The sequence below is a fragment of the Pseudomonas sp. S34 genome, from assembly GCF_009866745.1.
GTDB classification, from domain to species: domain Bacteria; phylum Pseudomonadota; class Gammaproteobacteria; order Pseudomonadales; family Pseudomonadaceae; genus Aquipseudomonas; species Aquipseudomonas jessenii.
In genome coordinates this window covers 3073672-3100579 of the sequence record NZ_CP019398.1, presented here as the reverse complement: position 1 = coordinate 3100579, position 26908 = coordinate 3073672, and the positions used below count along the sequence as shown (strand labels likewise).

Sequence of the window (26908 nt, the reverse complement as noted above, 5' to 3'; positions counted from 1 at the left end):
CACGAAGTACTTCATGCGCCGCGCTGCTGGAGATTAACTCAGCGATATACCGCTACGGGTTCACCGATGACGTCCCGATTGATCGTGATGCCCAACCCTGGAGTCTGCGGGGCACGGATACATCCATCCACCACGGGAATGTCGACGTGCGCCGTGATCGGAGGGTACATATCGCGCGTATCAAGCACGCAGCGCAGATTTCGGTGCGGGATTGATTGCCCGAGGTGAGTCAGCGCAGCGAACGCTACCTGTGAGCCAGCGGTCTCCTGGACGCTCATCGTCAAGCCGGAGGTCATGCACATGTCGCGCAGACGTCGGGCTCTGGTCAGGCCGCCGTGTTTGGAAACTTTCAGACCAATACCGTCTGCAGCTTTCTCGCTGATCAGTTGCATCACCGAAGCTTCATCCGTCGCCAGCTCGTCCATGATCAATGGAACATTGGTTCGCTGGCGCAGGGACATGTGCTCAGCCCAGGTGGCGCACGGCGCCTCAAGGACGAAGTCCAGCCCGGATGGCAGCAGTTTCAACATGCGCAATGCATGCTCTACCGTCAGGCCACCGTTGCAATCAACGATGAAGTATTCCTCGGGGCGGGCATCTGCAAGTGATGCCTCAATGCGCGCGGCATCCAGCGCGGGCCCACCCTCCTCCGGTGTCGCGCCGACCTTCACCGAATGCCCCAGGTATCCTTGCTTTCGAGTCTGAGCAACTCGACGACGCATGTCTTCAGGATCGCCGGCATAAGTTGAGTCGATGATCGGCATGGACTGTCCTGTACTACCGCCCAGCAGTTCACAAACCGGCATACCCACCGCTTTACCCAGGATGTCCCAGCAAGCCACATCGATTGCAGCTTTTGCATGGAGGTGGCCCATCAAGGTGCTGTCCATGACATCGTTGATTCGATCAACCTGTCGGGGATCCCGGCCGATGAGCATGTCTGCCATTTCGGCGATACCCGCTCTCACCCCCAGGGCGTGCGCTGCAATGTAGTTCGGGCCGAAGGGTGTCGACTCGCCCCAGCCTTCAAGGCCAGTATCTGTGCGAATACACACTATCGTGGAGTCAAAACTTGTGTAAGTACGGCCCCCTGACAGCTTGTAAACGCCGCCAGCGTATGGCAGATCGAGTTGATAAACTTCAATTTCAATGATCTTCACAAACACTCTCCTGTGGTGGCACCAATACCAGTTTTCCCGCATAACGTTTTTCTATGAAATCATTCTGTGCCGTGGCAATTTCGGACAGCGGATAACTGTTGCTGACAAAGGGACGGATACGACCGTGTTCAATATGACTGACCAACTCATTGAAAACTGCATCCTCCTGGAAAGTGCAGCCATGAAACGTGAGGTCTTTCAAGTAAAGCGTTCGTAGATCCAGCTCGACGATTGGGCCAGCGATAGCACCCGAAACAGCGTAACGACCACCCCGCTTGAGCACTTGCAACAGCGCGGGCCAATCTTTCCCACCCACCAGGTCCAGCACCACGGAAACGCTGTTTTCTCCAAGCGTCTCAACCAGGTTTTCGTCTCGATGAATTACGCGATCGGCGCCCAGAGACAGAATTTGATCCGACTTGCTTGCGCTGGTAATTGCGATCACCTCGGCACCGCGGCATTTCGCCAATTGGACCGCAGCCGATCCCACACCGCCGCTTGCACCGGTGATCAGTACTTTGTCGGCGCCACTGACGGCTGCACGCTGGAGTAAAAGTTCGGCGGTTGAATAGGCACATGGAATCGAAGCTAATTCTATATCGCTCCAATCACTGTTCACCGGCCAGGTGTCCGCTGCCGGCGCTACTGTAAATTGCGCAAAAGCCCCATTGCAGTCCGAACCGTAGGTCCAGCACTCGAACGGCCGTTTCTCAACCGGTGCTCGCAGCATGTTACGTACCAGCACGCGCTGTCCGACTCGAGAATCGTCCACCCCTTGGCCAACCGCAACAATGCGTCCGCAGCAATCGGCACCCTGGATCAGCGGAAACTTGAGCGGAACACCGGACCAGGATGCGTCCTCAGTGACGATCTTAGCGAACCCGGAAGCGCCGCCCGAATTGGTGTCGCCGGTTATTTGTTTGGAGTACCAACCAATACGCGTGTTGATGTCGGTGTTATTGACTCCAGCAGCGCCGACTTTTATCAAGACTTCGCCGGCACCAGGGCAAGGCACTGGCACATCTGTATGGTATTCAAGCTGCTCAGTACCCCCATGCCCCTTCAGAAGCACAGCGTGCATGGTCTTGGGTAATGTAAGCGTCATTCGGCTCTCCTAGTCATTTGGGGGTATACAACCTGTCTTCGGTTTTTTATTAGTCGGCGGATTTGCCAAGAGGTTGTTTGCTGCGTGTGCAAACAAAAGACTTTACTGGCGGTTATTTATTCTTATTCATTAGGCGCTCAAACTCTGTGCATTCAATGGCTCAGGTGTTGCCAGCAAAAACAATGAGGTTTGTAAACTGCAAACTTGTAGCTTTCTACTTATAGAAAACCTTAGCAGTAGAGACTCCCTGGCCATAATGATATTTTAGATAGATAAATGATTACTTCACGCTATGAACAGCTGACGTTCCGCGGGATTGTGCGCTATGGCCATGATCAATGCTCCCGCAGAGAATGGGCTGACAGTGAAACTACATTTCGCCCCATTCCAACCGATCTGAGCACGATTCAAAATTTTCGATTCAGAAATTTTGGATAACGTCAGGTTATCCTTGGCCCGGTAAAAAAGTTGCTGGACGCTTCTATCCATGGAAATTAAATAATGGCTCCGCCAAAAAACTACCAGGTAGGTTGCCATATGAAATTTAATAATAAAGTGGTGGTCATTACCGGCGCTGCCGGCGGTGTCGGACAGGCATTAGCGTTATTGTTCGCCCGAGAAGGCGCAAAGCTTGTTTTGTCCGATCTTGATGAAGCCGGTTGCAAATCAATTTCCGCCAAAGTCCGTGACTTGGGCGCCGAAGTGCACTATGTGGCAGGCGATTTACGCCGAAAAGAATATTGCGAAGCGATTGTCCAAACTGCCGTCGATATTTTTTCGGGGATCGACATCGTATTGAACAATGCGGGCATCATTCCCCGCGGCACGATTGAGGAAACCACTGACGACATGTGGTTTGACGCCATGGGTGTAAACCTGAATGCGGTGTTCTTCATCTGCCGTGCCGCGATACCGCACATGAAAAATCGCCCAGGCGCCGCAATCGTCAACACATCATCTGTCTGGGGCATTTATCCAGGTCCCGCCCACGTGGCGTACTGCACAAGCAAAGGGGCCGTCGCGGCTTTAACCAAGAATCTGGGCCGCGATTGCGCGCCCTTGGGCATCCGCGTCAACGCCGTCTGCCCGCACGAAATCAACACCCCGATGATACGCAGCGGCTTTGAGCGTCGTGGCCTGGATCCGGACAAAGCCGTGCAAGAACTGAACAAGAGCGTGCCATTAGGCCGTATCGCCGAGCCTGAGGACATTGCGGATGTCATCGCATTTCTGGCGTCTGACGAGGCCAGGTACATCGCCGGCGAAACGGTAGAAGTCACAGGCGCCAAGCCGGTGTCCGGCTAAGGAGAGGTAGCGATGCTCAATGGTAAGAATGTAGTGGTGACCGGGGGCGGCAGAGGGATTGGCCGAGGCATCACCGAACAATTGCTTGAGGCGGGAGCTTCTGTATTGATCGCTCAGCGCCAGGCACTGGACGCCGACTTGCAAAATCACCCTCAAGTCTATTTCGTCGAGGCTGATCTCGCCTCGATGGAGTCACCCAATTTGATTGCACAGTTTGCCCAGGAGCAGCTTGGCGGAATCGATGTATTGGTTAACAACGCCGGGTTCATGTTCGAGAAATCCATTGATGATATGACCGAACAGGACTGGGATCGCATGATGGCTGTCAATCTGCGGGCGCCAGCGTTCTTGTGCAAAGCGTTGGTGCCCCAGATGCGTCAGCGAGGCGGTGGCAGCATCATCAACATCGGCTCGATCGAAGGGATAGGCGCCAACCCTGAACATGCCGCGTACTGTGCCTCCAAGGCCGGCATCCATGGGCTGACCCGAGCCTTGGCAATCGATCTCGGCCGAGACGGCATCCGCTGCAATGCCATTGCTCCAGGGTGGATCAATTCCGAGTTGAGTGATGCGTACCTCGCCGCTCAAGCTGATCCGCGTGCGGCGCGCCATGCACTCCTGCGCCTTCATCCGGTCGGACGTACCGGATTGCCGGCGGATGTTGGCGGGACAGTCGTTTTCCTGGCCTCGGAGTCATCGGCCTTCATCACCGGGCAGGTGCTCGTGGTGGATGGGGGGCGCACGGCGAAACTGCCACTGCCGTTTTGATCGAATCAGCCTGAATTGCGACGGAGGGAGTCAGTTACTCTCCTCCGCCGCAAATTTTTGCGGCGGGCAACGCATTCATTACTTGGGTGCTTTGTTCTCTATCAGACAATTGCCACCATCGATCACCAGCAACTCACCGGTAATGTAGCTGGACTCAGGTGAGGCCAGAAACGTAACGGCAGCAGCTACTTCTTCCGGGCGACCAGCCCTGCCAACCGGAACATACTTCGCTGCATTCTCTTCCTCTGAAGTGCTTGACCCTGTGGCGATCCAGCCAGGTGCGACCGAGTTCACAGTGATCCCATAGCGAGCGACCTCAAGGGCCAGGCTCATGTTCATGCCCACCATTCCGGCTTTTGCCGCGGCATAAGCTGCCTCTCCCGGATTACCGGCTCGAGTGCCAGTCGTGGAACTGACATTGATGATTCGGCCATAGTGTCTGTTACGCATCCCCGGCAAAATTCCACGGGTCAATAGAAAGGCGGTTGTCAGATTTCGAGCAATTGAAAGATTCCAGCTATCGACACTCATGTCCGCTAGATCGGTAAAAGGCTCCGGATGACCCTGTGCGGCCATGCCGGCATTGTTCACAAGAATATCGATTCGCCCCCATACCGATTCCGCCCAAGTGGTAAGTTCAAGGACTTGATCCTCTTCACTCAAGTCCGCCGCACGCCCTTGCGCTTCAAATCCTTCGGCACGTAACTCCTCCACCCGATCATGGATGCGAGCGCTGCTGCCTGTGACGATCAACCGCACGCCCAGGCTGCCCAGACGCCTCGCAATCGCAATGCCAATTCCTCGTTCACTACCGGCTCCGCTGACAAGCGCTACCTGACCAGTCCAGTCCGCAACCATCGCGTTTGCTCCTATCGTCCGGGGTTAGCCCCTGAATCCATGGAAATTGAGGGGAATGAGATACTCAACATACAACTCACACCTGGCGCTGCAGGTGGACATCTGGGGATACAGGCGCTGGTCCTGTTGGTAAGTACTGCGTCCTCATAGAAGATCAAGGCTGAATCATAGACGCATCAGGTACGGAGCGATGCATACCTCCGGCAAGGCTGGCGGTTGAGAGTCCTGAAACTGGTGGTGATTGGGTGCTAAATGCCCTCGCAGAGTGCTGATACCAGGCGTAGGATCGATACGATGACTGCTAATCACGCGTCGTTGGAAGGTGACTTCCAACCAATCTGCATTCACGCGCAAACGCAAGACATATACCGCCGCACTGTAAGGCCGCGCGCCCCTTCGCAGTACACGGGCCGTGTTCTCACAACAACAAAAGCGAGGTGAAAGCATGTCTGGTAATCGTGGTGTCGTGTATCTCGGCGCAGGCAAGGTCGAGGTGCAGACCATCCCCTATCCAAAAATGGAAGACCCGCGCGGCAAGCGCATTGACCATGGCGTGATCCTGCGCGTGGTTTCGACCAATATCTGCGGCTCCGACCAGCATATGGTGCGTGGTCGGACCACGGCCCAGGTCGGGCTGGTGCTTGGCCATGAAATTACTGGTGAGGTAATCGAGAAGGGCCGTGACGTGGAAAACGTGCAGATCGGTGACCTGGTCTCGGTGCCGTTCAACGTCGCCTGCGGCCGTTGTCGCAGTTGCAAGGAACAGCACACCGGCGTCTGCCTGACGGTCAACCCGGCGCGCCCCGGCGGTGCCTATGGCTATGTGGACATGGGCGACTGGGTCGGCGGCCAGGCCGAATACGTGCTGGTGCCGTATGCCGACTTCAACCTGCTGAAGCTGCCCGACCGCGACAAGGCAATGGAGAAAATCCGCGATCTGACCTGCCTCTCCGATATCCTGCCGACCGGCTACCACGGCGCGGTGACCGCCGGTGTCGGCCCTGGCAGCACAGTGTATATCGCCGGTGCCGGTCCGGTCGGACTGGCTGCCGCCGCCTCCGCCCGTCTGCTGGGTGCGGCGGTGGTGATAGTCGGCGACGTCAATCCGCTGCGTCTGGCGCATGCCAAGGCCCAGGGCTTCGAGATCGCCGACCTGACCCAGGACACTCCGCTGCACGAGCAAATCGCCAACCTGCTCGGTGAGCCGGAAGTCGATTGTGCTGTCGATGCGGTCGGCTTCGAAGCCCGTGGCCACGGCCATGACGGCGCGCAGCACGAGGCCCCGGCCGATGTGCTCAACGCGCTGATGGGCGTGGTGCGGGTCGCCGGCAATATCGGTATCCCCGGTCTGTATGTCACCGAAGACCCGGGCGCGGTCAACAAAGCCGCCAAGCATGGCAGCCTGAACATCCGTTTCGGCCTCGGCTGGGCCAAGTCCCACAGCTTCCACACCGGCCAGACCCCGACGATGAAGTACAACCGTCAGCTGATGCAGGCGATCATGTGGGACCGGATCAACATTGCCGAGGTCGTCGGCGTGCAGGTGATCAGCCTGGACGACGCGCCGCGCGGTTACCACGAGTTCGATGCCGGGGTGCCGAAAAAATTCGTCATGGATCCGCACAAGCTGTTTAGCGCCGCCTAAGGAGCAGGTTGGAAAAGGGCAGCTTTGAGCTGCCCTTTTTTATGGCCGTGTCTCGTCCTGGAAACTAACTACAAATTGAGTACTTCATACACTCAGGTATGTTCACGCCTTTGCCTTAATCGCATACAGCCCACCGATAATCACCAACGTGGCTCCGATAACCACCCAGGTATCAGGGCGCTCGGCAAAAACGATCACACCAATCAAAGTGGCGAACACCAGAAGCGCATAATTGAAAGGCTGCAGGGAAGAAGCGGTCGCGTATTTCAGTGCTTGAATGAAGAGAATCTGAGCAACTACCCCCGTCAATGACAGGATCCCCATCAAGAGGCCCTGGACCGGAGTCGGAGAAACCCATGCGGGCAGCCCCGCAAATGTGACCGTCAGGGCACCCACACTCGCCATAAAGAGCATGTTCGTTGCAAAGGAATCGTGCTGGCTAATCCGGCGCGTCAGTACGTTGAACACTGCGAACGCCAAAGCCGCCAGCAGGGGAATCAGCGCCGCGAGTTCAAAAACCCCCGCGCCTGGTCGAAGGATGATCAGTGTCCCGGTGAACCCTATGGCGGCGGCAATCCAGCGCCGCAAACCTATGAACTCCCCAAGCACGGCCCCCGCCAATGCCAGTGCCATCAGCGGAAATACGGCATAGAGCGCATGCATTTCGGCCAGGCCCAAATATCGTAGCCCCACTGCAAACAGTATGGTTTCACCCACGGCTAACAGCGCTCGAATGATTTGGAGCCAAGGGTGCTTACTGCGAAAGGACTCCTTGCCCCTACCTTGGTAGGCGGCATATCCGAGGGCAAAAACGACAAACACCCAATAGCGCATCATGACCAGTTGGGCAACCGGGAAGTCTTTGACAAGCACCTTGGTTAGTCCGTCCTGGCTCGCAAAGATAAGCATTGAAAGCAGGCATAGGAAGATCCCAAGTTGGGGCCTTGCGACCCCAGGACCAGCGGCAACGGTGGGCGTAGTTAAGTGCGGAGTATTTTTCGTTCGGTCGCTCTTCAATCGCAACTCGGTCATGCCCTCCTCCTTAAAATTTCAGCAATATCCGCTTTTTTATTTCACCAGCCGCGTTTCTCTCGAAGGCCGGTAACCAAAATACGAGCTGTAGCATTTGCTGAAATGGCTTGGTGAAACAAAGCCGCATGCGACCAGCACATCAACCTGAGACAGCTCTGTGTGCTGAAGCAATCGCCGTGCTTCGGTAATGCGTAATTCCAGGTAATACCGTTGCGGTGTTGTACCCAGCTGTTCTTTGAACAAGCGCTCTATTTGTCGACGGGAACGTCCGGCATAGACCGCCAGTTGGTCCATTTGCAGCGGTTCTTCAAGGTTGGCGTCCATCAGCTTGACCACCTCTTTAAGGGGGGCGCTCAACGAGATGTTCTGCGTCGGTTTGATACGCCGATAGCGCGACTCTTCGAAAGAAAGAATGTCTTCGATGCCTTCGACGAGCGCCTTACCGTGCAATCCCTTGATCCACTCCAGGGCCATGTGAAAAGCACCCGCCGGACTCGAAGCCGTGAGCCTGTCTCGATCCATGACAAATGCTTCACTGGTGACATGCGTGACTTTTGAAATTTCTGCGAGCGCGGGTCGATGCTCGGGATGAATCGCACAACGATACCCTTCAAGCAAACCTGACACGCCCAAAAACCACGCCCCATTCCACAGCCCGGCCAGTGTGATACCAAGTTCCGATGCTGTTTTAAGGATGCTGATCAGCTCGTGATTGACTTTGAGTTCCGTGCGGTAGCCGCCGCATATGACCAGCAAATTAAGGTCTTTGAGTGCTGCGACGTCCAAACGCGCATCCGGTCGAATAACCAGGCCAAGGTCGCTGGTGACCTCTCCCTCCTGCAACCCGAAGGTTCGTGAAGAGAACAACGTAGGACGCAACAGGTTGGCAGTGACAATCGTATCGAGCGCTTGCGTAAATGCAGGCAACGAGAAGTGCTCGAGCAGTAAAAATCCTGCCCGGGAATGAGCCCTCGGCTCACTCCGAGTCTCTTCCAGATAGCGCAGGTTTTTACCTTTCATACACCCGCTGAAATCTCGTCGTTCGATCACTTTACGCCTCGCTTCTTTACACTAACAAACGCAGCCTTTGTGCAAACCACAGTTGAATCTGCGCATCCGAAGAATCAACCACTGGCGCCGTGACCAAACGGTTCATGCGAGCTGGAATCCGTGGGCTAGAGGGTCTTTGTCATCAACGAAAATAGTGTTGTGACCTATCACCTCCGCCCAGCCGCTGACACTTGGTCTCATGCCGTCGAAGGATCCGACTTTTACCGGCGCCTCAACTTTTCCTTCGTAAATCGTACCGATCAGACTTTCAAGTCGGTAAACGTCGCCGACGTTCAACCGACCCTTTCCAAAGAGCTGAGCCATCCGGGCAGAAGTACCGGTACCACCGGGAGAGCGATCAATGGCTTTATCACCGTAGAACACGGCACAGCGTCCATTCACGGTTCTGCTTTGTGGTTTGTCACACCAAATAATGTGGTGAACACCGCTGATTCTACCGTTCTCCGGATGCACAGGGTCACAAATGGCCGAAAGCGCTGCGCGCAGCTTCTGACTCAACCCCACGATGTCGGCCGTCGTCTGCCCTTCGAATCCAGTCCAGCACTCCTGTGGTTCGACTACCGCGTAGAAATTCCCGCCGTAGGCGATGTCCACCGTAAATGTTCCAACGCCAGGTACTTCCACCACCACATCGGCGCTGTGCAGGTAGCTGGCTACGTTGAACAAGCGAATCGACTCAACAAATTCGCCGCCCATTGTGTATTCGACATCGACCCGTCCCGCCGGTGTTTCAATGGCCAGTTTTCCTGGCTCACGAGGTGACACCAAGCCCTCTTCAATGACCACGGTCGATAATCCGATGGTGCCCGCACCACACATCGGCAGGCAGCCGCTGACTTCGATGAACAATGCACCGAAATCGCAGTCATCACGTACCGACGGATAGATGATGACGCCGGACATGATGTCGTGCCCCCGGGGCTCGAACATCAATGCGGTGCGTACCCAGTCGTGGTCACGCACAAAAATATCGCGCCGCTCCGCCATTGATACGGAAGGCATCAGCGGTGCTCCGCCCGCTACAACCCGAACCGGGTTGCCGCACGCGTGCGAATCAATGCAAAAAAAACTGCGTCTCATACTGAAGCCCTTTCAAAGAAGTTTGCTTGGGGAATGACGCTGCAACGCACCGCGTGACAGTCGATCCAACAGCAGAGCAATAGCGACAATGGCCAGGCCAGCTCGAAGCCCTAATCCCATCTCCATCCTGGAGAGGCCTCGGGTCACTTCAGCCCCCAGACCGCCCGCCCCCACCAAACCTGCCAGCACCACCATCGCCAGGGACATAAGGATGCATTGGTTCAGGCCTACCAACAGTGTGGGTGCGGCAGTCGGCAGTTCTATCTTGAACAAAATGTCTTTCGGCGAAGCACCGGACGCCTGGCCCAACTCGAGTAGATCCTTGGGCAGCTGCTTAAAGGCAAGGGTCGTTAGCCTGAGCATCGGTGGAATGCCATATACGATGGTCGCGATGATCGCCGGCACCCGCCCCAAGCTGAACAGCATCACTGCAGGGATCAGGTAAACCCAAGGCGGCACCGTTTGCATGATGTTTAGAATCGGCAGCAATACTTCATCGACACGCTTCACCCGGGCCGCCAAAACCCCCAGCGGAAAAGCGATGGCAACAGAGATCAGGACCGACACGCTGACGAGCGCAATTGTCTGGATGGACGCGCCCCAAAGGCCAGCGAACAAACAGAAAGCCAACATCACCGCAGCAAAAACAGCGACTCGCTTATTGGCGAAAAAGAACGCCGCTACGACGACAATACCAATAAACAAATAGGGATGGGGAGCAAGCAGCGCGCCCTCCACCGCACCCAGTACCGCCTCGATGAGTTGACTGATGCCCTTGAACACCCCATGCAAATTGGCGTTCAGCCAGTCAACGGCTGGAGCCAGGTAATCGCCTGGAGAAAACTGAATGTGCGTTGTCATTGGGAAGCCCCCACCCGCGTCCGTGCAGCGCTCTGCGCCAGACGATCCAGAATCATGGTCAGGATAACGATAGCGATGGCCGCGTTGATCGACTTGGCGATATCCAATGTACGGATGGAACCGTAGATCGCCTCGCCCAAACCACCCGAACCCACGATGCCGGCGATGACCACCATGCCGAACGCCATCATCAGGCTTTGGTTAACGCCAGCCATAATGCTAGGCATGGCGAACGGTAAGCGGATCTTGAAAAACATCTGCATTCCAGTCACGCCAGTGGCATCTCCCAATTCGATGAACTCCTTGGGCGTCATGCGAATCCCCAGGGAGGTCAGTCGTAGAGCCGGGGGAAGCGCAACGATAAAAGTCGCCAACAGCGCCGTGGCAGGCCCATAGCCGAGTAGCGCAATGGCCGGTAGCAGGTAGATGTAAGGCGGCATCGTCTGAATCAAATCCAGACAAGGATCAACCACACGATCAAAGGCAGGCGCCAGACCAGCGATGACTCCCAGCGGAATGGCGACAGCCAGTGCCAGCACGGTGGCTGTGAGCACCAGGGCAAGCGTGCTGACTGTCTCTGGCCACAAACCAATAATGTCGCAAAACAACAAGGCCAGGCTTGTGAGAATCGCAAAGCGAACGCCCGCAACACGCCAGCCAATCAACGCCATGACAATCGCTACAACGTAATGCGGTGGATAGGCGATACACCACAGCACGCCTTCGTAAATGCCCTTCAGCACCGCATTGACGGCATCGAACACGAACTCGCCGTTATCCGAAAGCCATTCCAGTCCTGTATCAATGGAGCTATCAAACTGACTAGAAAAATCCGGCGTGCTCATGCGGACGCCCCCATCGCACTGGCGGTTGGTACTGGCGCCAACTCGTTGGGAATACCTTGAACGCCACGCAGCAAATCACGGGGCGTAATGATCCCTACCACTGTTCCGTTATCGACGACGGCAAGCGCATCGCGCTTGGACTTCATCGTCAATCCGATAAGCTCATTGATATCGGCGTCAAGATAGGTTTCGCTGAGCCTGGTGATGTCGCAGGTCGGGTGTGCTGCCTGGTAGGCCCGGACAGACGTCATGACCGAGTGAGCCTTCACCAGATGCAGTCGGGAAATGCCGGCGACAAACTCAGCCACGTAGTCGTCAGCCGGGTTGAGCACGATCTCCTCGGCGGTGCCGACCTGAATGATGGCGCCATCCTTCATGATCGCAATGCGATCACCAATGCGGATGGCCTCGTCCAGGTCGTGTGTAATAAACACCGCGGACTTGCCCAGTTCCTTGGTCAGCTGGCGGAACTCATCCTGCAACTGTCGGCGAATCAGCGGATCAAGCGCGCTAAATGGCTCATCCATCAAAATCACTTCTGGATCGGCAGTCAGTGCACGTGCCAGCCCGACTCGTTGCTGCATGCCCCCGGACAGCTCGCTGGGATAGCGCGACGTCCACTCGCTCAATCCAACCTTCGCCAGCGCCTGCTCGGCCACTTTGTAACGTTCAGCCTTGCCCACACCCTGCACTTCCAAGCCAAACGCAGTGTTCTCAAGAACCGTACGGTTAGGTAGCAAGGCAACGCTTTGAAAGACCATGCCGATGTGACGCGCCCTCACCTCTCGAAGCTGTGCTGGCGACAAGGATGAAACGTCTTTGCCTTTGACCAGCACCTTCCCCGAGCTAGGGGTGATTAGCTTGTTCAGCAATCTTATAAGGGTGGATTTGCCACTGCCGGACAAACCCATGATGCAAAAGATTTCCCCCCGGCGAACCTGGAGACTGACATCGGAAACCCCGACCACACATCCATAGTTTTGCAGGATCTGGGTCTTTGAGAGACCCTGCTGGACAACCGCGTCCATGGCTGCTGGTGCACTTTTACCGAAGATTTTCCATACCGACTGGCAATCTACCAGCACTTCGTCAGTATTAATTGAGGCCATTGTCATTTCGCAATCCATCGAACCAGTTGTTTGCTGGTTTTTTTAATTAATCAAAGGGCGGCAGTGGCAAACAAACAAAACTTAATAGTTCTTGATATTTCCCCAACGATTTACAAGGTCTGTATGACTATCAATCCAGCCCTTGATAGCCTCGTCCATGGTCTTGCCATCCTTGACTTCAGCATTCATCGCGGTGATGTCCGTGATAGGCACATAAACGCTGGCCATCAGTTCACGCGCACGCGGATTGGCTTCAGCGAAGCCTTTGTGTCCGATCCAGTAATAACCCTGCAATGGCGGGAAGACCCCTTTTGGATCTTTCAGGAATTTGAGATCAAATTTCTTGGTCATCCAAGATGGATCCCAGACGGTTACCGCCACCCATTCTTTGCGGTCGACTGCCGACTTTAAAGCCGCGGTCATTGCGGAAGTACTGCCTTCGACCAGCTTGAGCTTGATGTCGTACGCTTTGACGACATTGTTCGCGTCACTCATTAAACCCGAACCCGGCTCGATGCCAATGATTCTGTTCCCCAGCTTTTCCGAGTTTGCATTCAGCTGTTCAATGGAGTCGATGTCTACGTAACTGGGTACTGCCATACCCTGATAAAGACCATAGGAGACCGGCGACAGCTTCTCGATTTTGTTTTTATTCTTTTTCCAATAATCTGCTGCAGCGTAGTCGGTCTGGGATGCCAGCACTTGAATATCCCCTTTGCTTAGTGCAGCATAGGCGATACCCCACTCGGAAAACTCCACAACTTTTACGGTGTATCCTGCATTCTCAAGTACTTTCTTGGTTATGCCAGTGATGGGCACCAAGTCCTCCCAGGACATAGTACCCATTACAATGTTTTTTTCTTCTGCCTGTGCCTGCAAACTCATCATGCCCACAAGCGCGAGCGCGCAGAATGCCTTCCAAATATTCTTCATGGATTAATCCGTTCTTATTAGTGACTTATTAAAGGGTCTTTCTAGTAAAAGCCGATAACTTAAACTTACTAACCTTCTCGCCCGGCCCAAAATTCATGCCAACGAATGACCGAACTGACGCCCAGCTTCGTTATTATTTTGGGTGGTAGCCTGCTGGGTCCTGGCGCGTGACTGAAACTATCCAGAAAATCAGAACGTGTCCCCGAAGCCAACTCCGCCGCCATTACACCTGCCAGGGTGCTCTTGACCGTTCCCAACCCATTTTCGCAGCAAGCCGAATACAGGTTTTCTTCGATCTCGCCAAATGCAGCGGCGCTGTTACGGCTCAAACACAGACGGCCGGCCCAGCTGAACTCCAACGGAGTGGATTTCAGTTCTGGAAAGCGTGCATCCAAGGAATGTCGCTGCTCTTTGGCAACTGCAGCTACACGCTCTGGTGTGACCTGGATACTCGGGTCGTAGGTGAACTTTGTCCGGATGACGATACGCGAGAGACCGTCTGAAGAAATCTTGCGAACGGTCGCACCCATTGGATCAGCCGGCAACAAGGCCCACCTGGCTTTGCCCGGTACATCCTTCCTGAATGTATTATCACTGTACGCCGCCGTCATGGAAGCGTAAGTGAAGACATGCAGCAGGCGGCCTTGATAATGGCCAAAGTCCTCAATGTGCCCGTTAACCCCCAGAATCACCTTGGGTGCGTGCACCGTCCCATTATGGGATCGAGCGCTCCAACCGCTTCCCTGCTTGGTCAATTCAATAATGGGAGAGCGTTCGAACAGCGTGATTTTCCCTTCAAGCCCTGCAGCCAGGTCTCTAATGTATTGCGCGGGTTGAATCAACACTGCGCCGGGAGTGTAGATCCCACCGTGGTAATAGGTGGACCCGGTGATTGCGCGCATTTGCGCGGCATCAAACATCTCGAACTTCTCGCCAATGCGCTCAAGGGATTGAGCGTAATTGACATTCAGCTTCAATCCTCGCTCAGTGGCGGCCGCGTTGATCTTCCCGGAAGGGTCGAACGTGTCGGCAGACATGCCGTATTCCCGCGCGGCTTCAGCGGCAAAAGCAATCGCAAACCGATTTTGCGTGATTTCCAGCGCCGTTGCAGACTCACTCGCCACGGAGTACTCCCCGGACGACAGACTGTGCGGCACATCGATCATGAATCCAGAGTTTCGGCCCGCCGGCCCCTTGGCGACTTCATGAGCATCGACCACAACAATGCTGTCACCTGGGTGCAATTGGGACAGCCGGCGAGCGGCGGACAGGCCGGCAAAACCGGCACCGATAATCAGCCAATCCGCCGTCACGTTTCCATCAAGCATGCGGACAGGCGCAGTGCGTGCGGAAATCGCCTCCCAACCTGAAACCCCGGTGTCTACCGGCAGGCGCTTGATGGTATGGGTGCTCATTTTTCGGTCTCTTCATCCGACCGATCAGACACATCGATCCAGATTGTTTTAATTTCGGTGTACTGGTCATGGGCGAAAATGGATTTGTCCCGACCGCCGAAGCCCGACTCCTTGTAGCCACCGAATGGTGTCGACGCGTCGCCCTCACCAAAGCAGTTCACGGTGACGATGCCCGCGCGAATTTCCCGCGACAACTTGATTGCCCGCCGCAAGCTGCCGGTGTAAACCGAGGCCGCCAGGCCATAAACCGTGTCATTGGCCAGGGCAATGGCTTCGGAGATCGTATTGAAGGTGGTGACCGAGAGAATCGGGCCGAAGATCTCTTCCTGGAACAGCCGGTTGTCTCGACCAACACCGTCAATCACCGTTGGCTCTACAAAGGCACCGTCTTTGGTCGCGCCACCGTAAACAACTTCAAGCTTTCCGGCGGTGGCGTGCTCAAGGTACGACTTCACTTTTGCGAAATGCTCTGGGCTGACCAGCGAGCCTACGCGGTTCTGCGGATCGAGTGGGTCCCCCATCTTCCATTCGCGGATGTAGGCGCCCATGCGCTCCAGCAGCTCGTCTTTAACCGACGCATGGACGATCAGACGTGAAGTCGCGGAGCAATTTTCGCCCATGTTCCAGAACGCGCCATTAACGACATGCTGAGCGACGAGATCCAGGTCTTGGGCATCGTCCATCACCACGGCCGGATTTTTTCCGCCGCACTCAAGGACGATGCGTTTCAGGTTCGAATCGGCGGCGTAATGCAGGAAGCGGCGGCCGGTAGCGGTGGAGCCGGTGAAGCTCACCATGTCGACATCGTTATGCAAACCAATGGGCTCACCGACGTCTTTACCCGTGCCGGTCACAATGTTGAGTACACCAGCGGGTATACCGGCTTCAAACGCCAGCTGAGCGACACGCAACGTAGTCAGCGAGGTTTGTTCAGCAGGTTTGACGATGACCGAACAGCCCGCAGCGAGCGCCGGCCCGATTTTCCAGGCCAGCATCAGCAGTGGGAAGTTCCAGGGCAATACGCAGCCCACCACGCCGATCGGCTCCCGGACCACCATAGTCAGCGCGTCGCTGCCAACCGGGGCGGTATTGTCATAAATCTTGTCAATCAGTTCTGCGTGCCAGCGGATCGTGTGGATGGTGTCCGGGATGTCGACCAACTCACACTCACTGACCGGTTTGCCGCTATCGAGGCTTTCGAGGACGGCCAGTTCGTGTTGATGGCTTTCAAGCAGGTTTGCAAACTTCAACAGAACCGCTTTGCGCTCCCGAGGAGAAATAGACCTCCAGCGTCCATCCTCAAAGGCCTCCTTGGCATTGCTCACCGCGAAGTCGACATCATCGGACGAACAAGCTGCGATGTCGGTTAAAAAGTCGCCGGTCGCCGGATTGTTCGTGGCGAAGGTTTTGCCGGAGATCGCGGGTTTAAACGCGCCATTGATGAACGCCTTGGATGGCAACGAAATGTCTTTGGCCAGAGCGGCATATTCGGCCTTGCTCAGAAGATCACCCATGGCTGGCTCCCGAAATGTTGGCTACGTTACGTTTGAGTTCAGTAATGACCGACGCGAAACTCTGCTTTTCGTCCGCTTCAAGTGGCTGCAATGGCAGGCGCACGTTACCGACTTTCAATCCGGCAACTTCGCAGCCGTACTTGATCGACTGCACGAACTTGCCACCGTCCAGGGCATTCATCAGCGGCATCATTGCCGACATGATTTGACGGCCTTTGTCGAAGTTCTTTTCGATCACACAGGCTTCATAAAGCGCTACGTGTTCCTTGGGCAGGAAGTTGGAACCTGCGCACACCCAACTGCGGGCACCCCAGGCAAAAAACTCGAGGGCTTGGTCGTCCCATCCGCAGGACAAGGCGATGTTGGGGAACTGCCGGGCCAGCATATGCACCTGGCTCATGTCGCCGGAACTTTCCTTGATGGCGACGACGTTTTTCGATTGGCTGACACGTGTGAAATATTCTTCATCCATCGAAACGCACATGCGCCCCGGATAGTTGTAAAGCATGATCGGCAAGTCCGCTGCGCGATCGATAGTGAGCGCGTGAATCGCGTTTTCCTGTGAGGTTGGCAGCGCGTAAGGCGGGGATGTGACAAGAATGGCGTCCGCTTTGATCGATTTGGCATCCTTGGCGTACTGAACCGCATCTTCGGTACGAATCGCCCCGGTACTGACGATCAGTTGCACCCGAGTTCCGATCACATCTTTGGCGTAGGCAGCCAACTCGGTGCGTTCTTCTGAAGTCTGCGCATAATACTCGCCGGTCGACCCGCCGATAATAATGCCGTGCACCTTCGCCTCAATCAGCGACTCCAAAACTTCAGAGTACACATTCCAGTCAATGTCCCCATCAGAGTTATAAGGAGTTACTGCTGGTGTATAAATACCTTCAAATTTCAAGATAAATGCTCCGAATGCGAGTTAGGTGGACGATCAACGAGCGCGTCAGCTTTGATGCCTTGACGCGCGATAAAAATTTCTATGTTTTCACAGGACAGAGGAACTGGCCTTTAAAGTCTTGTAAAGAGCACTTTTGCTGCCTTTCACAAATGACCTCCAGAGGTTGTTTTGCCGACTAGTACGGTTAACTGTTGAATCCAGACTGGCATGGGCCAAGAAGGCGGTCAATAGAGTGTATTTCTGGCGTATACATTTCTAGATGGGTGCTTCGCTCGGCCTGAAAAATAAATTACCTTTTGTTTTCAATGACTTAAAGCTTTCTCGTCTGGGCCGAGACATCAATCGATAACATTTGTTTATGCATTGATAAGAGTAAATGTTTCTTGTTGATGCATGATTGCCGTCGTAGCCTTACAACAGCGATATTCTACCGACGAATTGGATAAGAGAATTCCTCGTACATTCGTTCCATTAGTTAGAATCTGTTTGCCCAGGCTCGAATAAGGAACTGTAGAAAAATTGCTATTGATGCAAACATCAGCATTACAGGAATGTCTGCATCAGTAAGGACTCGAGCGAAATGAGTGCACGGATGGCACCACCATCCAAGAAGGCACATTTTTCGTAAGACGCTTCCTGGACGTGGCAAAACGTTCCGGTTCGCGGATAGAAGCAGCACGGTTTGATGGGCTTGCATCCACAGACGGTACTGCGAACTCAAGACCGTTTGGCCTCACCTCGCAGAGCAGGCTGAATGTGTCGCCCCCTTGGTATTTTGGAGTGTGTTGACCGTGAGCACTAAATCGGCAGTTTCAAATCTAATCGCGCAGCGCAAGCCTGACCACGCGCTGCCAGGTGCCCTTTATAGCGATCCAGACGTTTATAGGCAGGATCTGGAACAGATCTGGCACAAAAGTTGGATCTTCGCAGGGCACACATTTGAGCTGGAGAAGTCGGGTCAGTACCTGTCGCTGCAAATCGGCGATTACCCTGTCGCTATCGTGCGCGGTGCAGACAAGCAGATTCGAGCGTTCCACAACGCTTGCCGCCATCGCGGCTCAAAGGTGTGCCCGGAAGCAAGCGGCAAAGTCGCCAAACTGGTGTGTCCTTACCACAAATGGACATTCGAGCTGGACGGCAGACTGCTTTTCGCCGGGAACATGGGGGACGATTTCGACAAGTCTCAGCATGGGTTGAAGTCCGTGCATTGTGAGGTCGTCGAAACGTACATCTATGTGTGCGTAGCAGATGTCGCCCCAGACTTTTCGTCGTTCAGAAAATCCGTCACCCCTTTCGTTGCGCCTCATAACCTGGACGACTGCAAAGTCGCGTTTGAGTCGAACATCATCGAGAAAGGCAACTGGAAACTGGTTTTCGAGAACAACCGCGAGTGTTACCACTGCGATTTTACTCACCCGGAATTGATGCACTCATTCGTGGACAACCCATCAGTGGGTGGCGCTGGCGGCGACGAGGATCTCGAACTCAAAGAGCACTGGGATCGCTGCGAAGCGGCAGGACTGCCCAGCCGATTGGTCATGGATGATGAGGGTCGCTTCCGAATGACCCGCATTCCACTGTTTTCCGGGGCCGTCAGCTACACAATGGATGGCAAGCCTGCAGTCGCTGGCCGGTTGGACACCTCCGGTGAAGCCAACATCGGAGCGCTGCTTTATTTCAACTACCCATCAACCTGGAACCACTTTCTGGGCGATCACGCGCTGAGCTTCCGCGTTCTGCCCATCGGTCCGGGCGAGACATTGGTCACTACAAAATGGATCGTCAAGAAGGACGCGCAGGAAGGTGTCGACTACGACATCGATCGACTCACCAAGGTTTGGCTTGCAACCAATGACCAGGATCGAACCTTGGTTGAAGGTGCACAGGTCGGCGTCAGCTCTCCTGCTTACGAGCCAGGCCCATTGTCGGTGGCCAGCGAAATTGGTGTGTGTCAGTTTGATGATTGGTACTGCAAAACGATGCTTGATCACCTCAGTGACACGATCCCGTTAAGATCTGTCGGCTAAATGCAAAACTGCCGGTGGTGAGAACCACGAATGATCACCACCGGCATACCCAAACCTCTCCCCTCCTTGCACCCCGAGTCACTGCTCGGCCAGTACCCCCTATCTTCTAAACAGGTCAGGAAAACTGGGCGAGAATCCAGTCTCGTAGCCGGCAACAGGCGTCGTCATTGATCCGGTCTTCACGAAATGTCAGATAGTGCTGACTTTCGTGGAGAACCACTTCCTCTTTGATCGGCCGAATCAACGTGCCGTTTGCGATCAGGTTTGCAACCAGGTGATTCCATCCGAGGGCTACGCCCTGATGGGTCAACACCATACTAATTACCAGGTTGTAGTCGTTCGCGTTGAAAACGTGAGGACTATCGTGGGGGCGTTTCTCGATATCAACATCGTGATAAGCCAGCCAAACACCCCAGTCAACGTGCTCCGCAACCTGGGACCTGCCATAGGGGCTGAGGTTTAGCAAAACCCCGTCGCGTAATCCTTCCAGGCTGGACAGCTCAGGGTGCTCCTCTTTGTAACGAGGTGTGCACACCGGGTAGATGACGTCATGAAACAACGGATAACTGCGGTAGCCATCCTGAATCCTGGCCATTTTGGTGATGAAGATGTCCGGAGTTACACCCGGCTCCATCGACAAAAAGTTTTGAGTGGTCACCAGATTGAGGTCGATGTCTGCGTTCTTGGTAAAAAACCCCGGTAGCTTGGCTGCGAGCCAGAGGGCTGAAAACGCGGGAGAACAGCAAAGCGTCAACGTGCGCTTGCCTGCATTGTTGGTGCGAATACGCTCCGCCGCTTGGGAAATGTTGACGAAAGAAATCTGTGCAGCATCAAAAAAGATGGATCCGGCTTCCGTCAACTCGACCGCTCGACCCACCCTCTTGAAGAGATCCACCCCAAGGTACGCCTCAAGCTCTCGAATCTGACGGCTGATTGCCGCTTGAGTAACGCACAGCGCTTCAGCCGCACGCGTAAAGCTCTGATATTTGGCGGCGGCGACGAATGACTTTACTGCTTTCAGAGACGGCATTTTCAGCAGCGTCATGTCTGGATCGATGTGCTTAACCATAACCTAGAGTATTGAATATCCGGTTCGGGGCCCTTTGAAGGGCCGTTTGGGACGAGATCGGCGAGAGGATTCCACCTAGAGCCTATGCTGGAGCGTAGCTGAAACAGAGGGTCTAAGACAGGGCCAGCGGTAGTCGCCTTCGCAACCAGCACTGTCGCAGTCGCAAATTGATACGATTAGTTGATTGATAACATGACGTTATTGATTGGTTGGAAGAAATGTTGTTAGACGCTGACTCTATAAGGTAATAACTTGGGTCTCAAGGCACTGATTAATTCAGCGCCGATAAAACAAGAATAATAAACATCACATAATAAAGAGGATGGTCACAATGACTAACTCCCAACCTTTCTCTCAGCTTGACTGCCCCCATAAGCACCGCCTTAACTGATTAAGATAGGTATATCTAAATTCTTGATCTTACGTCGTATTTGCAGCAGGAGGGGTTATGAGTCTTGGTGACGAGATACTCTCGGTAAAAAACATTTACAAAGTCTTTGGTACTCAGCCAAAGCTCGCGATGGAGATGCTGGCTCGCGGTGCTGATAAAAGTGAAATTTTCAGCAAAACCGGTCAAGTCGTTGGCGTTTTTGATGCCAGTTTCTCCGTAAAACGTGGAGAGATTTTCGTCATCATGGGGCTTTCCGGTTCCGGGAAGTCGACGATGGTCCGGTTGTTCAATCGACTGATCGAGCCAACCTCCGGAACGATCCATCTTAACGGACAAGAAATCACTGGTCTGTCGGACGCCGATCTTCTCAGCGTTCGTCGCAAAGACATGAGCATGGTGTTTCAGTCGTTTGCCCTGATGCCCCACATGAGTGTGATCGACAACGTTGCTTTCGGCCTGGAAATCTCGGGTGTAGAGGAAAGTGAACGGCATAAACGTGCACTCGAGGCACTCAAACAGGTAGGGCTCGATGGCCACGCCTACAGCTATCCGCACCAACTGTCCGGCGGTATGCAACAGCGGGTAGGCCTGGCCCGAGCGCTGGCGAATGACCCCGCCATCCTGCTGATGGACGAAGCCTTCTCGGCACTCGACCCGTTGATTCGCCACGAAATGCAGGGCGAACTGATTCGCCTGCAGGCAGAACAGCATCGCACCATCATCTTCATCTCCCATGACATTGACGAGGCGATTCGCATCGGCCATCGCATTGCGATCATGGAGGGTGGGCGGGTAGTACAGATCGGTACCCCGCAAGAGCTGCTTTGCAACCCCGCGAACGACTACGTCAGAGCTTTCTTCAAAGGCTTTGATGCCTCGAAGATCCTCAAGGCTGGTGATGTTGCCAAAATTTGTGCAGAGCATCCGTACGCCGTGGATCAATCCACGCCTACGCTGCGCGACGATGTACTCCTGCAGGACGTCTTTCACATCGTTGCTGATGCCGTTAATCCAGTTGCCGTGCTGGATCGCCAGGGTGTGTTCAAGGGCACGATCTCCAAGAGCCTACTGCTTCAGACAATGAGCCGACATTAATAGTCTCTATTTGCTGGCTTGCCAGGCTCGGACATTCAGGTGATGACATGAACGAATTCAATTTTCTAGACCCGTTTCAATCCATCAACGTCCCATTGGGCCAATGGGTAGAAGTTGCCCTGAATTATCTGGTTCAGAATTTCCGCGAGGTATTCCGCTCGATTAGATGGCCGATCGACCAGGTACTTAATGGTATTCAGTTCGGATTGTTGGCTATTCCTCCGTCAATATTCATTATTTTTGCGACGCTCTTGGGCTGGCAGGTAGGAGGGAAAAAGATAGGCATTCTTTGTTTCGTCACCCTCACCCTTTTAGGAGTGATCGGCGTATGGAATGACGCCATGATCACCCTCGCGCTGGTGCTCACTTCACTGTTTTTCTGTGCAGTCATTGGCATACCGCTGGGTGTCCTGTGTGCCCGGAGTGACCGACTGGAGATGCTGCTGCGGCCGGTGCTCGATGCAATGCAAACACTGCCTGCTTTTGTTTATCTGGTACCCGTGGTGATGCTGTTTGGTATCGGCAACGTACCGGGGGTACTGGTCACGATCATCTTTTCGGTGGCGCCACTGGTCAGGCTCACCAATCTGGGAATTCGCCAGGTACCGGAAGACAAGATTGAGGCGGCCCGGGCTTTCGGATGCACCCCACGCCAGATGCTGAAGCGGGTTCAACTTCCTTTAGCTGCACCGACGATCATGGCGGGTCTGAATCAGGCATTAATGTTGTCACTTTCCATGGTGGTGATCGCATCAATGATTTCGGTTGGTGGGTTGGGGATGATGGTACTTCGCGGGATTGGCCGCCTTGATATGGGCTTGGCAACCGTCGGTGGATTGGGGCTGGTATTGCTGGCGATTTTCCTCGACCGACTGACCCAGGCGATGGGCGAACGCAGTAACAGGGCAACCAAAGGTGAGCACTGGTACCAGACAGGCCCGGCGGGTGTCGTTTACCGTCTGAAAAGAAAGAACACTGTTACAAAAATAGAAGTTAGTCCCAAGGAAAGTTAATCCGCTTAGCGGCGCGTTGTGAACCAAAAGAAATGCCAACTTCTTAACCCAGCCAAGGTAAACGATAATGAACTTCACAACCTTCGGAATAAAACAGAAATTCATTCATTCTGTGGCGCTTTTAGTTTTAGCGGTATCACCTGTGTTCGCATCGGCCGCAACGGCGCAGGAGCCCGGAAAAGGTGTATCAATCACCCCGATCTTTCCGTCAATCGCCGAGGAGCGGTTTCGCGGGGAGATTGCAATGGCGGGGCTCAAGGAATTGGGCTACGACGTTGAAACACCAAAGGAAACCGAGTACTCCACCATGATGGTGGCGATTGCCAATGGTGACGCGGACTTCTCAGTGCATTTGTGGGAGGAACTGCACAAGTCTTTCTACGAGAAGGCCGGCGGCGATGAGACGATGGTGAAAACCGGCGCTATCATGCCGGGCGTGTTGCAGGGCTACATGATTGACAAAAAAACGGCCGATGAACACCACATCACTTCGCTCGCAGATTTGCAGAAGCCGGAAATTGCCAAACTGTTCGATGCCAATGGTGACGGTAAAGCTGACCTCACGGGTTGCAACCCGGGTTGGGGCTGTGAGCTCATCATTGCGCACCACATGAAAGCCTATGACCTGATGAAAACCGTTTCCAATAACCAGGGCTCCTATTTTGCCCTGATGGCGGACACTATCGCTCGTTATAAACAAGGTAAGCCGATTCTCTATTACACCTGGGTACCTCAGTGGATCTCCGGTGTTCTGGTCGAAGGCAAAGATGTTGTGTGGTTAACCGTGCCGCGTACGGATCTTCCAGGTGGCAAAAACGATGTCAACACTACCTTCAATGGTAAAAACCTTGGTTTCGCGGTAGACAGTGTCAAAGCGGTAATCAACAAAGAGTTTGCCGAGAAAAATCCGGCTGCCGTGAAGTTCCTGTCTGAAATGCAGATCACTACCGACGATGAAAGCGCGCAAAATCTGAAAATGCACGACGGTGAAAAAAGTGCAGCCGACATTACTCGTCACGCCAAAGAATGGATCGCGGCCCATCGCGCGAAATATGACAGCTGGCTGGCAGACGCACGAGCCGCGGCTAATACCGCCACCGCAAAAAATTAGTCCCTCCATTTAAATCTGCATAAAAGGTTGCCCTTCCCCGGGCAACTTTTTTATCCGTTTCGGCGTTCATCATTCAGGAATCATGAAATGCAGTTGTATTCATTCGTCCAGAATTTCAGTTACAAGGACGCGCCCCTGCATACACGCGAGCTGGTTAAAACTTGCCTGCTCGACATCATTGGTGTGGCCGCCGGTGCTCGCGATAATCAAACCAGCGTGATGCTCAAAACCTACGCTGACACCCACTACTCTGCCAACAAGCTGTCCAGCCGACTTTGGTTCGACGGCAGAGCCGTACATCCATTGGGCGCCGCGTATGCAGGCGGTTTCTGCGTTGATAGCCTGGATGCACATGAAGGTCACTTCACCTCCAAGGGGCATGCGGGTGCAACGGTTGTCCCGGCCATTGTTGCATTGGTAGACGCGTATCGCAGTCAGGGCAAAGATATCAGTGGCGAAGAATTCCTTAGCGCACTGTGCATTGGTTACGAGACCGCGTTGCGTGCAGGCCAGGCATTGATGGCCACTGCCCCGGAATATCATGCCTCAGGCGCCTTTTCCGGGATCGGGGTCGTTTGCGCCGGTGCCCGCTTGCTGAAGCTTGATGAAACAACGTTCCGTCATGCGCTGGGTATCGCGGAATACTTTGGACCCAGGTGCCCGATGATGCGCCTGGTGAGCTTTCCGACGATGTTGCGAGATGCCCACGGCGCCGGGGCGTATGCCGGACTGAACGCGCTACTGATGGCGCAGATAGGTGTCACTGGCGCGCCAGCCGCCACCGTTGAACCTTTGGAGATCTCCACTTTCTGGCAGGACATCGGGACCCGCTGGGAGATCGATGAGCAATATTTCAAACCGTGGCCGGTATGTCGCTGGGCGCAACCGGCACTCACGGCCATGACCGATTTGATGCGAGCACATCCAGTCATCTCTGCTGAGTTGATCGAGACCATCGATGTCGAGACATTCCACGAGTCTGTGTGCTTGCAGGGGCATTTTCCGAAGAATGCGGATGAGGCCCAGTATGCGCTCGCGTTTCCACTGGCCGCCTTGATCGTTCGTGGAAAACTGGGCCCTGACGAAGTCACCGGGGATTCCATTCATGCGCCGGACATTTTGAACATCAGCGGGAAGATAACCCTTCATGAGTCGCCCGACCTGTCCGCCAGGTTCCCGGAGGAAATTGTCTCCCGCGTCACCGTTACCCTGAAAGACGGCACACGTCTGACGAGCCCGACCGCGACGGCCAAGGGCGACCCCGGCAACCCGATGTCGAGTGCTGAACTCACGGCTAAGTATCATTTACTGGCTGATGACAGCTTGGGATCCACGCTCAGCAATGCGATCAAGAACAATATTGAAGCACTGCTTGAGAGTGATAACTGCCAGTCATTCTTTGATTTGTTGCTGTCTGCTCCAAAAACCGCTGTCTAGATTGCGCAACGGTTTCGTAGCTATTGGTCAGGTGTCAAAGAGGATATATGCCATTCGTATTCGAGAGCGTGCTTAAAGACAAGAACATGGGGTACTCCTACACGGCGGAGAAACCATTGAAGCCGCAGGCGGTGACTCGTGTAGCTTTCGTGCTTTTGAACAATTTCTCGATGATGTCGTTCACTGGCGCTATCGATGCGCTGGTGACCGCCAACCTGATTAGCGAGACACCGGCGTTTGAGGTGTTGACGGTCGGCATCAAGAACCGTCTGGTGATGAGCGATCTGGGAATTGCGATTTCAGCGGACCTGGAGTTATCCCAACTACCGGATCGTATTGACGTTCTGATCGTCGCTGGTGGTTTGCGGGTGAAGCTGATCAGCGACCCGCTATTACGGCGCAAGCTACGTAACGTTGCCTCTCTTGGGGCGACCATGGGCGGTTTGTGGAATGGTGCGTTTTTTCTCGCGGAAGCTCAGTTAATGGACGGTGTCGAGTGTGCCTTCCATCCAGATGGGCGAGCGATGATGGAGGATGTTTTCCCCAAAGTCCTGGTCACCTGTCGAACTCACGTATTAGATAAAAACCGTATCACGTGCGCCGGCGCCAGCAGTTCGTTACGAATGATGCTGGAGCTCATCACCGCTAAACAAGGCGTGTCGCTGACCCATGCTGTCGAGGAAATACTCAGTTGCGATCAAACTGCTGAAGTCTCCGGGATATCGACTGTCATTGTTGACTCTGACCCCACCTTGCCACAAACCCTGAAGCTCGCTTTAGAACTGATGCAAAAGAATATCGAAGAGCCGCTATCGATCGACGAACTGGCTGAATGTGTGAAAATTTCCCGACGACAATTGGAGCGGCGCTTCTGCCGTTTCGTGGGCGCCACGCCCACACGTTACTACCTTGAGCTGCGCTTGACTCGAGCGCGACAGCTTATTCTGCAGAGCAATCGGCCGATCACCGATATCGCGATTGCGACCGGCTTCTGTAGTTTCGCCAACTTCCATATGCGCTTTCGTGACTTCTTTGGCGTAGCGCCGAGTAGTTATAGAGCGACGTATGAGCGCAGGCGCTGAGTTTTCGACACCCGTGCACGCGCAAAACATACAAAACCCGCACTGTCTAAGCCGCGCAAATGATGGCTAGCATCATCGATA

At 54.4% G+C, this 26908-nt stretch carries 23 protein-coding genes; 9 read left to right on the top strand and 14 right to left on the bottom strand.

Going from position 1 to position 26908, the window contains the following annotated elements; genetic code table 11:
- Window positions 1-38: 38 nt before the first annotated feature.
- Window positions 39-1160, bottom strand: a complete 1122-nt coding sequence (locus PspS34_RS13805) for a mandelate racemase/muconate lactonizing enzyme family protein (protein WP_174245518.1) — start codon at window positions 1158-1160, stop codon at window positions 39-41.
- Window positions 1147-2265, bottom strand: coding sequence for an alcohol dehydrogenase family protein (locus tag PspS34_RS13800; RefSeq protein WP_238786601.1), 1119 nt, complete (start codon window positions 2263-2265; stop codon window positions 1147-1149). Before PspS34_RS13800 ends, PspS34_RS13805 begins: the two co-directional genes overlap by 14 nt.
- Window positions 2266-2802: 537 nt before the next feature.
- Between PspS34_RS13800 and PspS34_RS13795 the strand changes: the two genes are divergently transcribed.
- Together PspS34_RS13795 and PspS34_RS13790 are read left to right on the top strand one after the other, a co-directional pair.
- A complete protein-coding gene (locus PspS34_RS13795; protein ID WP_019690394.1) occupies window positions 2803-3570 on the top strand; it encodes a glucose 1-dehydrogenase in 768 nt (255 codons plus the stop codon).
- 12 nt (window positions 3571-3582) lie between these two features.
- A complete protein-coding gene (locus tag PspS34_RS13790) occupies window positions 3583-4338 on the top strand; it encodes an SDR family oxidoreductase (protein ID WP_150813136.1) in 756 nt (251 codons plus the stop codon).
- Window positions 4339-4416: 78 nt separating this feature from the next.
- On the opposite strand, the gene PspS34_RS13785 is transcribed toward PspS34_RS13790, so the two are convergent.
- Window positions 4417-5196, bottom strand: a complete 780-nt coding sequence (locus tag PspS34_RS13785) for an SDR family NAD(P)-dependent oxidoreductase (protein ID WP_150813137.1) — start codon at window positions 5194-5196, stop codon at window positions 4417-4419.
- Between the two features lie 445 nt (window positions 5197-5641).
- Between PspS34_RS13785 and fdhA the strand changes: the two genes are divergently transcribed.
- A complete protein-coding gene (gene fdhA, locus PspS34_RS13780; RefSeq protein WP_019690396.1) occupies window positions 5642-6841 on the top strand; it encodes a formaldehyde dehydrogenase, glutathione-independent in 1200 nt (399 codons plus the stop codon).
- A gap of 102 nt (window positions 6842-6943) precedes the next feature.
- On the opposite strand, the gene PspS34_RS13775 is transcribed toward fdhA, so the two are convergent.
- The 10 genes from PspS34_RS13775 to PspS34_RS13730 all read right to left on the bottom strand — a co-directional run bounded on the left by PspS34_RS13775 (window position 6944) and on the right by PspS34_RS13730 (window position 17602).
- Window positions 6944-7873: a DMT family transporter gene (locus PspS34_RS13775; protein WP_159389931.1), complete on the bottom strand. Its 930-nt coding sequence runs from the start codon at window positions 7871-7873 to the stop codon at window positions 6944-6946.
- Between the two features lie 36 nt (window positions 7874-7909).
- The gene (locus PspS34_RS13770; protein WP_174245517.1) at window positions 7910-8923 is read right to left on the bottom strand and encodes a GlxA family transcriptional regulator; all 1014 of its coding nucleotides are present in this window, start codon (window positions 8921-8923) and stop codon (window positions 7910-7912) included.
- Window positions 8924-9025: 102 nt separating this feature from the next.
- A complete protein-coding gene (locus tag PspS34_RS13765) occupies window positions 9026-10024 on the bottom strand; it encodes a 4-hydroxyproline epimerase (RefSeq protein WP_150813140.1) in 999 nt (332 codons plus the stop codon).
- A 12-nt stretch (window positions 10025-10036) separates the two neighbouring features.
- Entirely contained in the window at window positions 10037-10885 is an 849-nt protein-coding gene (locus PspS34_RS13760) for an ABC transporter permease subunit (protein WP_150813141.1), read from the bottom strand.
- Window positions 10882-11730: an ABC transporter permease subunit gene (locus tag PspS34_RS13755; protein WP_159389929.1), complete on the bottom strand. Its 849-nt coding sequence runs from the start codon at window positions 11728-11730 to the stop codon at window positions 10882-10884. Before PspS34_RS13755 ends, PspS34_RS13760 begins: the two co-directional genes overlap by 4 nt.
- Window positions 11727-12845, bottom strand: a complete 1119-nt coding sequence (locus PspS34_RS13750; protein ID WP_159389928.1) for a glycine betaine/L-proline ABC transporter ATP-binding protein — start codon at window positions 12843-12845, stop codon at window positions 11727-11729. The genes PspS34_RS13755 and PspS34_RS13750 overlap by 4 nt, the downstream gene beginning before the upstream one ends.
- 75 nt (window positions 12846-12920) lie before the next feature.
- On the bottom strand, window positions 12921-13772 hold the full coding sequence (locus PspS34_RS13745) for a glycine betaine ABC transporter substrate-binding protein (RefSeq protein WP_159389927.1): 852 nt from the start codon (window positions 13770-13772) through the stop codon (window positions 12921-12923).
- 68 nt (window positions 13773-13840) lie between these two features.
- Window positions 13841-15187, bottom strand: a complete 1347-nt coding sequence (locus PspS34_RS13740) for an FAD-binding oxidoreductase (RefSeq protein ID WP_159389926.1) — start codon at window positions 15185-15187, stop codon at window positions 13841-13843.
- Window positions 15184-16701, bottom strand: coding sequence for an aldehyde dehydrogenase (locus PspS34_RS13735; RefSeq protein ID WP_150813146.1), 1518 nt, complete (start codon window positions 16699-16701; stop codon window positions 15184-15186). Before PspS34_RS13735 ends, PspS34_RS13740 begins: the two co-directional genes overlap by 4 nt.
- Window positions 16694-17602 (bottom strand): dihydrodipicolinate synthase family protein, encoded by a 909-nt coding sequence (locus PspS34_RS13730; RefSeq protein ID WP_150813147.1) that lies wholly within the window; start codon window positions 17600-17602, stop codon window positions 16694-16696. Before PspS34_RS13730 ends, PspS34_RS13735 begins: the two co-directional genes overlap by 8 nt.
- Before the next feature lie 791 nt (window positions 17603-18393).
- On the opposite strand from PspS34_RS13730, the gene PspS34_RS13725 reads away from it, so the two are divergent.
- On the top strand, window positions 18394-19629 hold the full coding sequence (locus PspS34_RS13725; RefSeq protein ID WP_150813148.1) for an aromatic ring-hydroxylating dioxygenase subunit alpha: 1236 nt from the start codon (window positions 18394-18396) through the stop codon (window positions 19627-19629).
- Between the two features lie 115 nt (window positions 19630-19744).
- On the opposite strand, the gene PspS34_RS13720 is transcribed toward PspS34_RS13725, so the two are convergent.
- Window positions 19745-20698, bottom strand: coding sequence for a LysR family transcriptional regulator (locus PspS34_RS13720; RefSeq protein WP_174245516.1), 954 nt, complete (start codon window positions 20696-20698; stop codon window positions 19745-19747).
- A gap of 448 nt (window positions 20699-21146) precedes the next feature.
- Here PspS34_RS13720 and PspS34_RS13715 point away from each other — a divergent pair, with 448 nt between their 5' ends.
- The 5 genes from PspS34_RS13715 (at window position 21147) to PspS34_RS13695 (ending at window position 26827) form a co-directional block, all read left to right on the top strand.
- A complete protein-coding gene (locus PspS34_RS13715; protein ID WP_150813149.1) occupies window positions 21147-22184 on the top strand; it encodes a glycine betaine/L-proline ABC transporter ATP-binding protein in 1038 nt (345 codons plus the stop codon).
- Between the two features lie 8 nt (window positions 22185-22192).
- On the top strand, window positions 22193-23197 hold the full coding sequence (proW, locus tag PspS34_RS13710; protein ID WP_223508088.1) for a glycine betaine/L-proline ABC transporter permease ProW: 1005 nt from the start codon (window positions 22193-22195) through the stop codon (window positions 23195-23197).
- 67 nt (window positions 23198-23264) lie between these two features.
- Window positions 23265-24308: a glycine betaine/L-proline ABC transporter substrate-binding protein ProX gene (gene proX, locus PspS34_RS13705; RefSeq protein WP_174245515.1), complete on the top strand. Its 1044-nt coding sequence runs from the start codon at window positions 23265-23267 to the stop codon at window positions 24306-24308.
- Between the two features lie 87 nt (window positions 24309-24395).
- A complete protein-coding gene (locus PspS34_RS13700) occupies window positions 24396-25745 on the top strand; it encodes an MmgE/PrpD family protein (RefSeq protein ID WP_159389925.1) in 1350 nt (449 codons plus the stop codon).
- A gap of 47 nt (window positions 25746-25792) precedes the next feature.
- On the top strand, window positions 25793-26827 hold the full coding sequence (locus PspS34_RS13695) for a helix-turn-helix domain-containing protein (RefSeq protein ID WP_159389924.1): 1035 nt from the start codon (window positions 25793-25795) through the stop codon (window positions 26825-26827).
- The last annotated feature ends 81 nt before the right edge of the window (window positions 26828-26908 follow it).